The 11,822-nt window shown below is 42.9% G+C and carries 4 protein-coding genes; all 4 read left to right on the forward strand.

Translation table 11 applies throughout. The annotated features are described in order from the left end of the window. Positions 1-22 precede the first annotated feature (22 nt). Genes ACMXYV_RS08030 through tssB form a run of 4 tightly spaced genes read left to right on the forward strand, consistent with a single transcriptional unit; the run spans position 23 to position 11,800 of the window. Entirely contained in the window at positions 23-8,857 is an 8,835-nt protein-coding gene (locus tag ACMXYV_RS08030; protein ID WP_415891255.1) for a filamentous hemagglutinin N-terminal domain-containing protein, read from the forward strand. Positions 8,858-8,882: 25 nt separating this feature from the next. Next, positions 8,883-9,629: a SapC family protein gene (locus ACMXYV_RS08035; RefSeq protein ID WP_415891256.1), complete on the forward strand. Its 747-nt coding sequence runs from the start codon at positions 8,883-8,885 to the stop codon at positions 9,627-9,629. Further along, positions 9,629-11,296, forward strand: a complete 1,668-nt coding sequence (gene tssA / locus ACMXYV_RS08040) for a type VI secretion system protein TssA (protein ID WP_415891257.1) — start codon at positions 9,629-9,631, stop codon at positions 11,294-11,296. Before ACMXYV_RS08035 ends, tssA begins: the two co-directional genes overlap by 1 nt. Before the next feature lie 15 nt (positions 11,297-11,311). Then, on the forward strand, positions 11,312-11,800 hold the full coding sequence (tssB, locus tag ACMXYV_RS08045) for a type VI secretion system contractile sheath small subunit (RefSeq protein WP_415884446.1): 489 nt from the start codon (positions 11,312-11,314) through the stop codon (positions 11,798-11,800). Positions 11,801-11,822 lie beyond the last annotated feature (22 nt).

Below are 11,822 nucleotides of genomic sequence, written 5' to 3' on the forward strand. Positions count from 1 at the left end.
CCAGATATAAGAACGGATGCACATGAACTGGTCTAAAACAGCAATATCAACTTTCGTAAAGTCTGCCATGGTGGCGGGTGTTAGTGGTTCAATTCTTATTCCAAATAAGGCGCTATCGGGCCCTGAAGGCGGCGTTATCTCACAAGGTAGCGGTAGCATCAGTGTCGATAACAAAACTACTACGATCCAACAGTCTTCTAATGCAATGGTGGTTGATTGGCAAAGTTTTAACGTGGCTCAGGATGAGCTGGTTAAATTTGAACACCCATCGGCTAAGGCCTCTACGCTAAACCGTATCCACGATCAGAACCCTTCGCAAATTCTTGGCCGCGTTGAGGGGCAAGGGAATGTCTTTTTAATCAACCCTAATGGCATCGTTTTTGGCGAAAACTCAACAGTAAACTTGGGCAGCCTAGTTGCGACCACTAAACAGATCTCTGATAACGACTTTATGTCGGGCAATATCGTACTTCAGGATGTTGATGGAGAAGGTGTCATTGTTAACAAAGGTACACTGACTGCTGCGACAGGCGGATCTGTTGTTTTGGTTGGTGATAATGTTGTTAACGAAGGTGTAATCCAAGCAGTTAAAGGTATTGTCGTATTAGCCTCAGGTGAAAGTGCAACGCTAGATTTTGACGGTGATGGATTGCTTCAGTTCAAGTTGTCAGGTGAAGTTACCGAAGGTGAGACCGATACAGCGGTATTAAACTCAGGCTTGATCAGTGCCGACGATGGTTCTGTAATTTTAACCGCTAAAGCAGCACGTGATGTGTTCGCTAATGTCGTAAACAACACCGGTGTTATCGAAGCGAAAGGCATTGATACCAGTGGCGGTAAGATTCGCCTAATTGGTGAAGGTGCTGATGTTCGTAATAGTGGCCAGTTAATAGCCACAAGTGAGCAGGGTACAGGCGGACAGATCGATGTGACAGGCGCTCGTGTTGCTATTGATGATGGTGCTCTACTTGATGTATCAGGCAAAAATGGCGGCGGTAGTATTCGAGTTGGTGGTGGTTATCAGGGCAATGATGCAGATCTAAACAATGCTGAGCAAACCTATATTGCGGAGACTGCTGAATTAAAAGCAGATGCTATCGATTCAGGCGATGGTGGCCAAGTTATTGTTTGGGCAGACGAATATACAAATTATCAAGGCTCTATATCTGCAAAAGGTGGTGCACAAAGTGGTGATGGTGGTTTTGCAGAAGTATCCGGTAAGCAGACACTTAACTTTACCGGTGATGTTGATCTAACAGCAGAGAATGGTGTGACAGGTGAGCTTTTAATTGATCCAGAAAACATCAGAATAGTTGCAAATGGTGGTAATCACGACATCGATGAAAACGATGAATTTGATGAAAATGACGATGATACCGCCAAGTTTGATGCAAGTGACATAGTAGATCTTTTAGAGACCACGAATGTTACTTTACAAGCGACTAATGACATTACTGTCGAAGCAGACTTAGATGCAACTGCGAATAGTGGTGATGTATCTACGACTAACAATCTTTCATTGCATGCGCATAATGAGATTAGTATTGATGGAGAGGTTAGCTTAAAGTCAGGTGCTACTCTTACATTAATTGCAGATGGTATAGATGGTGGCAATGGCAATATCACTCAAAGTGAAGCTATTACTGTCACAAATCTAGTTGTTGATGTGGAGAATAGTGCAAATTTAACTGACCTGAGTAACGATTTTGATACGGTATCGGTTCTAGGTGACTCAGTTAATATTAGGGATGTAGATGGTGTTGAACTAGCGGGAGCTAACCTTACTGGTTCCTTGACCGTAAATGCCGGTGGAAACATCACTCAATCGGCTGTGCTAGAGGTTGTTGGCGCTACTTCTCTTACTGCCACAGGCGCAAATATCACGCTTGAAAACAGCAATAACGATTTCTCTAGTTTATCTCTATCAGCTGTTAATGCTGATATCGAAGATAAGAATGCATTAGAGTTAGGGGCGAGTAACCTTACAGGTACCTTTTCTGTAACTTCAGAAGGCAATATCACACAAACTGCAGCTCTTGATGTCGATGGTGCTGCCAGCTTTACGTCAAATGCTGGTGATATTACCTTAGAAAATACGGCCAATGATTTCTCTAGTGTAAGTGCTTCAGCTACAAATCTTAGTTTACGTGATGCCAATGATTTGAGCGTTGCAGGTTTAAACGCCACCGATCTTACAATCACTTCCATCGGTAATTTGACCCAGACGGGTGCTTTTACCGTCACTAATAACGCCACTATTGATGCTGCATCTGCGACACTCGCTCAGAATAACAATTTTAATACGCTATCTCTGGCCGGCGGAAGTGCAATGGTTACCGATAGTAACGCTGTTGATTTGGGTGCGACGGATCTTACCGGTGCTTTAACCGTAACCGCTAGTGGAGATATCACTCAATCAGGTTCGATTGACGTTGATGGCACAACTACGTTAACTGCTACAGGTGCTGATATTACGCTGGATAACAGCAATAATAATTTTAACTCTCTAGCGCTAAATGCCGTTAATGCAACGATCGAAGATAAGAATGCTCTCGCACTTGCTGCATCTACCTTAACAGGGGATCTGGATGTAACTGCGGACGATGATATTACCCAATCAGGCGCAGTCACTGTTGTAGGTAATGCTGGTTTTACGTCTACAACAGCAAGTATCACATTGGATGATAGTAGCAACGATTTCAACTCGCTGGAATTGTCCGCCATTAACTCGACGATTAAAGAAAGTAATGCGCTTGAACTGGGTGAATCCTCTCTTACCGGATCTCTAAATGTAACTTCAGGTGGCAATTTAACCCAGTCCGGCGCGATTGATGTTGATGGCGCAACTATTCTTGCAGTTACGGGTGATATTACCCTTGAAAATGCTACAAACGACTTCGCCACTTTAAGTGCAACAGCGACTAATCTTGCTGTAAGGGACAGTAATGATTTAAGTGTGGCTGCTTTGAATGTTTCCGATCTTACGATCACTACAGCCGGAGCATTAAATCAAAGTGGTGCGTTTGTTGTCGCAAATAATGCGGATATAAATGCAGCTACAGCGACACTTACGGAAGCTAATAACTTCAATACATTATCTCTGAATGGTGGCTCCGCTAACGTCAACGATATCGATGGCATTGTGCTGGGTAGTAGTGATCTTACAGGGGCATTAACGGTTACTGCTGCAGGCAACATTACTCAATCGGGAGCGATTGAAGTGGATGGTGCTACGAGCCTTACGGCAACAGGGGCTGATATCACATTAGATAACAGTGCTAATAACTTTACCTCTTTAGCGCTTTCTGCAGTTAATGCAGTGATTAAAGATAGCAATGCGTTAGAACTGGCTGCTTCAGCCATCACCAATACGCTTAATATTACAAGCGGTGGAAACCTTACTCAATTTGGTGCCATTGATGTTAATGGGGCAACCGTCTTGGCGGTTACCGGTGATATTACTTTAGATAATGCTGCCAATGATTTAACCAGCCTAGATGTGACGGCATCTACATCCACTAACCTGAGTGTCGCAGATACTAATGATTTAAGTGTGTCTGCTGTAAACGTTGATGATCTCAGCTTGACTACAGGTGGCGTATTAACTCAGACAGGTGCGTTTGTCGTTGCTAATAATGCTGAGATTGATGCGGCGACAGCAACCCTTACACAAAACAATAATTTCAATAACCTAGCGCTTAATGGTGGCTCTGCAGAGGTTATTGATCTTAACGCAGTGGAGTTGGGAGCAAGTGACCTTACAGGTAACTTAACAATCACTGCTGAGGGAGATATTACCCAATCGGATGCAGTAGAGGTTGATGGTACAACGTCACTGACCGCGACGGGTGCGGATATCAACCTGAACAATGCTGCGAATGATCTTAATACTCTAACGGCTACCGCAATAAATATTACTGTTCGAGATACGAATGATCTGAGTGTAGCAGGCTTAAACACAACCGATTTAACGGTTACTACCGGCGGTGCGCTAACACAAACGGGCGCGTTTATCGTAAGTGATGAGGCGACGTTTAACACCAGTTTGGCGACTTTATCTCAAGATAATGATTTCAATACACTGCTACTGAGTGGTGGATCGATTACCGTCAATGATCTTGATGATGTTGTTTTAGGTGCAAGTAACTTAACAGGTGCTCTGACAGTCACAGCGGCTGGGAATATTACTCAATCCGCTGCTCTTGATATTGATGGCGCGGCAAGTTTTACAGCTACAGGCGCAAATATTACGTTGTCTAATAGCGCTAACGACTTTGTTTCTTTGGCGTTAAACGGGGTTAATGCGACGGTCCAAGGAAGTAATGCTTTAGAGCTTTCTACGTCCTCTATTTCTAATACATTAAACATCACTACAGGTGGTCATCTTACTCAGTCTGGCGCTATTGATGTAGATGGTGCAGCGGTATTGAATGTAGCAGGTGATATTACCCTTACCAATGCGGCAAATGACTTTAACACTTTAGATACGACTTCAAATAACTTAAGTGTAAGCGATGCCAATGATTTGAGTCTCGCTGGTTTAAGCGTTGACGACCTAGAAATCACTACCGTTGGTAATTTGATTCAAACGGGTATTTTTACCGTCTCAAATACAGCTTCTATTGATGCTGCTACAGCGACGCTTACTCAAAATAACAATTTTAATACGTTATCGCTTACTGGCGGAACCGTAACAGTCAACGATATTAATAATCTTGAGTTTGGTAGGTCTAATCTTATAGGAACGTTGACCGCAACGGCTGGTGGATATATTACTCAATCAGGTTCGATTGACGTTGATGGCGTAACTACGTTAATTGCTACTGGTGCGGATATCACGCTAGATAACAGCAATAACGACTTTGCTTCATTAGCGTTGAATGCTGCCAATGCAACGATCGAAGATAAGAATGCTCTAGCGCTGGCGGTATCGACCTTAACAGGGGATCTGGATATAACTGCGGATGATGATATTACGCAGTCTGGTGCTGTCACTGTTATAGGGATTGCTAGTTTTACGTCTACAACAGCAAGTATCACATTGGATAATGCTAGCAACGACTTCAAATCACTGGCGTTGTCCGGCAATAACGCGACTGTTCAGGAAAGTAATACGCTTGAACTGGCTACATCCTCTCTTACAGGATCCCTAAATGTAACTTCAGGTGGCAATTTAACCCAGTCCGGCGCGATTGATGTTGATGGCGCAACTATTCTTGCAGTTACGGGTGATATTACCCTTGAAAATGCGGCGAACGACTTCGCCACCTTAAATGTAACAGCGAGCAACCTTGCTGTAAGAGACAGCAATGATTTAAGTGTGGCTGCTTTGAATGTTTCTGATCTTACGATCACTACAACCGGAGCTTTAAATCAAAGTGGTGCGTTCGTTGTTGCTAATAATGCGGATATTAATGCTGCAACTGCTACGTTAACGCAAGCTAATAACTTTAATACATTATCTCTGAATGGCGGCTCAGCTAACGTCAATGATATCGATGGCATTTTACTGGATAGTAGTGATCTTACAGGGGCTTTAACAGTCACTGCAGCAGGCAACATTACTCAATCGGGTGCGATTGAAGTGGATGGCGCTGCGAGCTTTACGGCAGCAGGGGCTGATATCACATTAAATAACAGTGCTAATAACTTTGTCTCTTTGGCGCTTACTGCGGTTAATGCAGTGATTGAAGATAGCAATGCATTAGAACTGGTTGCTTCTGCTATTACCAATACGCTTAATATCACTTCTGGTGGAAACCTTACTCAATCCGATGCCATTGATGTTGATGGCGCAACTGTTTTGGCGGTTACCGGTGATATCACTTTAGATAATGCAGCAAACGATTTAACTAGCTTAGATGTGACAGCATCTACATCTTCTAGCATGAGTGTCACAGATACTAATGATTTAAGCGTGTCTGCTGTAAATGTTGATAATCTCAGCTTGACTACAGGTGGCGTGTTAACTCAGACAGGTGCATTTGTCGTTGCTAATAATGCTGAGATTGATGCGGCTACAGCAACCCTTACGCAAAACAATAATTTCAATAACCTAGCGCTTAATGGTGGCTCTGCAGAGGTTATTGATATTAACGCCGTGGAGTTGGGAGCAAGTGACCTTACAGGTAACCTAACAATCACTGCTGCGGGTGATATAACTCAATCTGATGCAGTTGAAGTCAATGGTGCAACGGCACTGACCGCAACAGGTGCTGATATCAACCTAAATAACGCTGCGAATGATCTGAACAGCTTAACGGCTGTCGCATCAAACACAAGTGTTCGAGATACTAATGATTTGAGTGTGGCAGACCTAAGCACAACTGATCTAGCAATTACTACCGGCGGTGCGTTAACTCAAACGGGCGCGTTTATCGTCAGTGGTGAAGCTACTTTCAATTCGGCTTCGGCTACGCTAACCCAGAGTAATGACTTTAATACTCTACTGTTATCCGGTGGAAGCTCAACTGTAAATGACATCAACGATTTGGATCTAGGGCTTTCTAGCCTTACGGGTAATCTAACTATTACTGCTACAGGGGATGTAGGACAGATTGCAGGTGTTGTTGTAGCTGGTGATACTGATATTACAGTTGGTACAACAATTGATTTGCAGCATGCAGACAATGACTTTAATAGGTTTAATGCCTCTGCAACTGAACTCTACCTTCGCGATAGTAATAGCCTATCTATCTCAGCCTTAAATCTAGATGATTTAAGTCTTCGTACTGGGGCCATTCTGGTGCAAACGGGTACAATTATAGTTGCGAATCACACTGATATAAATGCGGCCAATACTGATCTAAATCTAGCAAATGATTTTAATACTCTTTCGATCAATGGCGGAAATGTATCTGTAAACGATATCAATCAGTTTGATTTAGCAACTTCTTCTTTGTCGGGTACTGCCTCAATTACCGTGAATGGTGCGCTTTCTCAATCAGGTGGTTTAACGGCAGATCATGTCGAGATAAATGCAACAGGTCAGAATGTACAACTCGATCACGCTGGCAACGCATTTAATTCTGTATCAGCCGTCGCAGAAAACTTAACAGCTACAAATGGTTCTGACCTGGTTATTGCTGATATGACTATTGGTCAGAAACTAACTGTTACTGCAGCGGGTAACGTCACTCAAACCGCCGCTATTTCGGTAGCTGATGTCGAGATTAACGCAGTAGGTTTTGATGTTACGTTAACTGACGTTAACAACGATTTTGATACATTGGCAATTAGTGCAGCGAATGCAGAAGTCATTGACCTAGACGGCTTAGCTTTAGCGAGCGGACAAATCACAAACCATTATGATTTAACGGTTAATGGTGATGTTACTCAAACATCGGCAATCAATGCTGGTTTATTAGGAATCAATGCTACTGGTCATTCCATTCAATTGGATCAATCAGCTAACCAGTTATCAGCCATATCATTACAGGCAGCAGACGCTACTATAGGGTCTACAGGTAATATGACCGTTGAAAGTAGCTCACTAACAAACATGTTATCTCTTATTATTTCAGGAGATATTACTCAGGGTGGTCCGCTACTGGTTCCAGATCTATTTGTTAATACTGGGGCGAACAATCTGACATTATCAGATGCTGGAAATCAACTTGATCAAGTGACAGTGACTGCCAATCAGGCAACTATTCGTGATCAAGGTGACCTAGAACTTTTAGATATTGATGCTACTCATTTTGGTGTTGAGATAGATGGTGCGCTTACTCAGTCAGTTGCTACCTCTATAGTCGTGGCTGATACGCTATCTGTTAACGCTAATAACATTGTTCTTAATGAAGCAAATCAAATCAATTCTGCTGAGCTTTTAGGTGGTGGTAATGCCGAGTTAACCAATAGCTTGAGCCTTGAATTACAAGATGTTGCTCTGACAAATTTAACTCTAGATGTTAATGGTTCTGTTAGTAATACCACTGCAAGTTCGATCAATGTAAATAACGATTTTGTTGTATCTAATAATGGCAATATCAATTTAGGTGCAGTGTCGGGTGATAGTGTTAATTTTGGCTCAATCACGCTAGATAGTAATAACGTCACCATTCATGAAAATAGTCATACATTACTCAAAGATTCTACTGCTTCCAATCTGACACTTCAGAGTACGGGTGATGTCAGAGATCAGGGTGATCTATCCGTTTCCGGCACCTTAACTGTAGATGCTCAAGGAGATATTGAGCTGGGTACTCTTGGTTCATCTGAGGTGACTAGATTTGGTGCGATTAGCCTGAAAGGCGCGAACATCCGTGTTGTAGAGGAAGACTCTATGATGATTAATCGTGCTGAGGGTGATGTAGTCGAACTGATCTCCGAAACAGGAGGTATCAATACTAATGGTACACAAATCCAAGCTCAAAGTGCTCTGACACTAGATGCGGGTCCTAACCAAGATATTGGTAGCCCAAGCAATTTAATTGACTTCACACTCGAGCGAACAGGTTCTCTAACACTGGATGCTCGTAACGCATATTTAACGCAATCAGCTGCGGATTTCTCAAAACAGGTAGCACTTTTCAATTCAAATGCTTTGATTCGATCTGAGGCAAACCTTACGGCTTTAACCCGTTCAGAAGTTCAGTTCCTGAGCTACTTATTGGGCGTTGATGACGCATTGTTCAATGAATTCGTAACTATCTTCGATGTTCAGGAAGATGGCATGTTATTGCCAGAAGATCAGCGTGAAGAAGAGCTCTCTTGGTTGAGCAATGATGGTCGCTACTTAGTGTCAGTGGATCGTAATGAACGATTCGAATACTTGCATGAAATGTGGGTTAAATACGGCGAGATCTTCACAGTACTGGCAATGAATAGCCCAGAGCAAAATGTTGGGTTGATGTAAAAGTAAGATAAGGGAATATCTGTAAATGAGTGTAAATAAACCTCTTTTTTATAATCAAATTACAGCATTGAGTCGCGAGAAACATAGTGACCTAGCTTTTGATAACGCGACGGGTTACCGATTTGCACAAGACACTAATTCGGTGCCTATCTGTGTAAGTGAATTTGCTGCTGCATCTCGCTTATATCCTATTGTTTTTGTACTCCAGAATGATGAAGCCGCACCTATTGCTGTGCTTGGTACCCAACCTCAGCAAAACATTTGGGTTGATGAGGAAGGGCGTTGGCTGGGTGATTACGTACCAGCTTATGTTCGTCGTTATCCATTTATTTCTGTAAGAACATCAGAGCATGAATCAACGCTTTGTATCGATGCCGTAAGCAATAAGCTCAACGCTGATCACGCAGGCATAAGTCTTTTTGATAAAACTGGAGAGCAGAGCGAATTTCTTAAGCAAAGATTTCAGTTAGCCGAAGCTTATGAAACCGAAATGCTGCGAAATAAACGTCTTTCAGCATTCCTCTTAGAACATGATCTACTTGAGCCTGCTCAACTTAATGAAAAAGCTGAGCAAGTTAAAACAGTACTGTCAGGTTTTTTGGTGGTTTCTAGAGCGCGTTTGGAAGCTTTGGATAAAGAGGTGATAGCTAAACTCCACGTCGAAGGTGCATTAGAACTTGTCTACCAGCATCTATATTCGTTGGAATGCTTTAATTTACTGGCAAAAAAATGTTCAGGATCTAACGAAGTTGTAGCAGAGGGAGCTGCTTAATGGATCATCAAGAGATTCTCAGTCTCGTATTACCTCTAGAGGGTGCTAGCCCCGTAGGTCCAGATGTAAAACACGATGATGATTTTACTCGGTTAGAGGATGAATTGAGAAAAGGCGAAGGGATTGATATTCAGCCGATTGACTGGCCTGTGGTTGAGATTGTTTCCGGTAAGATTCTTAAGGAACAAAGTAAAGACCTTAGGGTGGCTTCTAGGTTAGTGGCTGCGCTTTTCTATCGTCACAGTTTTAAGGGGTTAAACGCTGGTTTTAAGTTATTAAGAGACTTAGTTAATGCACCTTATTGGGATGATATTCACCCTAAAAGGCCTAAAAGCCGAGGTGCAGCAGTTTCTTGGACGCTGCAGAAAATTGATCGACCGTTTTCGGAATTTGAAACAACGTTAGAGCAAGCTACTGACGTAATTGAAGCTGCAAACGTATTTGTTGAATTAGATAACGCACTGGCTGAAAAGCTGGGTGATAAAGCGCCCAGTTTATTTGAATTCCGTAATGTCATTGGTCGATATAAGCAAGAAGCTGAATACCTCATTGCGGAAGACGAGAAAAAGAAAGCGGCTCCTGCTCCTGCGCCGGTTGAAGCAGAACCTCAGCCAGAAGCACAAGTTACACCTCAATCTAAACCCGCAGTAGAAGCTAATCCAGCGCCTAGTCAAACTGCGCCAGTGCTACAACAGAAACAAGAGCTAGCACAGCCAACAGTTAAAGCCCCAACACATGTCGCAGTCGCTGTTTCTTCAGCTGAAGATATCGCAAAGGCGCTACGTTCTTGTAACTCCACCATGAGCAAAGTAGCTCACCTCCTGAGGGGGCAAAAGGTGAGTGATCCTTATGCCTATTATCTTTTGCGTACAGGCATTTGGATGCAGTTAAGAGAGGTGCCTGCTGATGGTGTATTACCCGCACCGATGGGCAATAAATTAGCAGCGCTGCAACAGTTAGAACAAAACAAAGATTGGCCAAGTCTGATAGAAGAGTGCGAAAAAACATTCGCGTCAGGACAGATCTTTTGGTTATCCCTACATCGAATGGTCGCTAATGCTTTAGATGCGATGGGCGCTAAAGAAGCTGCTCTAGCAGTAAAAGATTCAGTTGCCATGCTGGTTTCTCGCTTGCCAGAAATTCTTACACGTACGTTTGATGGCGGGGAAGGATTTGCGGATGAGATGACCAAAGCGTGGATCGCCTCTTTATCTACTCAAAGTAATGAAACTGCAGCATCAGATAGCGGTGAATCACAAGAAAGTTCCCCTTGGCAGTTAGTTGCGGCTGAAGCGAAAAAGCACGCTATTAATGGCGAATTTGATCAAGGCTTGGCTCTGTTTAAACAAGGCATATTGTCTGTTAGCAGTTTACGAGAGCAGGCTTACTGGCAGCTAGAGCAAGCGCGTTTTTGTTACGAAGCTGGCCACCTAGAAATTGCACAGCCTCAGCTTACTTATCTTCATCAAATGATCGAAGAAAAGCAATTACAGCAATGGGAACCTTTACTGCATTTGGAAGTAACAAAGTTACTTGTTAACTGCCATTCCCAAGCGCAAACAAAGAAAAAATATACAACAGAGCAGCTAACTCAAGTTGACCAGCTAAAAGCACACTTGTGCTTAATGGATCCACTGGGTGCGCTGTCCATTCTTAAAACAAACTAATAAAGGAAGTAAATAATGGCTAAAGAAGGATCAGTTGCCCCTAAGGAAAGGATCAATATCGTTTATAAGCCTGCAACAGGTGATGCAAAGGAAGAGATCGAATTACCGCTAAAAATGCTGATGGTCGGTGATTACACCCTGCGTGAAGACGATGATGAGGTTGAAGATCGTGAACTGATTGACGTTGATAAAGCTAACTTCAACGACGTGATGTCTAGCCAAAAGCTTAATCTTCAACTGACTGTACCTAACAAATTGTCGGGTGAAGAAGACGACGAGATGCCAGTGGATCTTAGCTTCGATACGTTGAAAGACTTCGAGCCAGAAGCTGTGGTACGTCAAGTTCCTGAAATGGCGAAATTACTTGAGTTGCGTGAAGCGCTTTCGTTCTTGAAAGGTCCATTGGGTAATGTTCCTGCTTTCCGTAAGCAGATTGATGAGCTACTAGGCGATGACGAATCTCGTCAAAAACTAATGGCAGAACTTGGTATCGAAAAATCTTAAGCCTTCGCGGCATTAGAGACAA

It is taken from the genome of Neptuniibacter sp. SY11_33 (genome assembly GCF_047778025.1).
Taxonomy (GTDB): domain Bacteria; phylum Pseudomonadota; class Gammaproteobacteria; order Pseudomonadales; family Balneatricaceae; genus Neptuniibacter.

Excerpts from the sequence above, each read along its gene's own strand:
- ACMXYV_RS08030 (WP_415891255.1), top strand. The coding sequence starts at position 23 with ATGAACTGGTCTAAAACAGCAATATCAACTTTCGTAAAGTCTGCCATG.
- ACMXYV_RS08035 (WP_415891256.1), top strand. The coding sequence starts at position 8,883 with ATGAGTGTAAATAAACCTCTTTTTTATAATCAAATTACAGCATTGAGT.
- tssA (WP_415891257.1), top strand. The coding sequence starts at position 9,629 with ATGGATCATCAAGAGATTCTCAGTCTCGTATTACCTCTAGAGGGTGCT.
- tssB (WP_415884446.1), top strand. The coding sequence starts at position 11,312 with ATGGCTAAAGAAGGATCAGTTGCCCCTAAGGAAAGGATCAATATCGTT.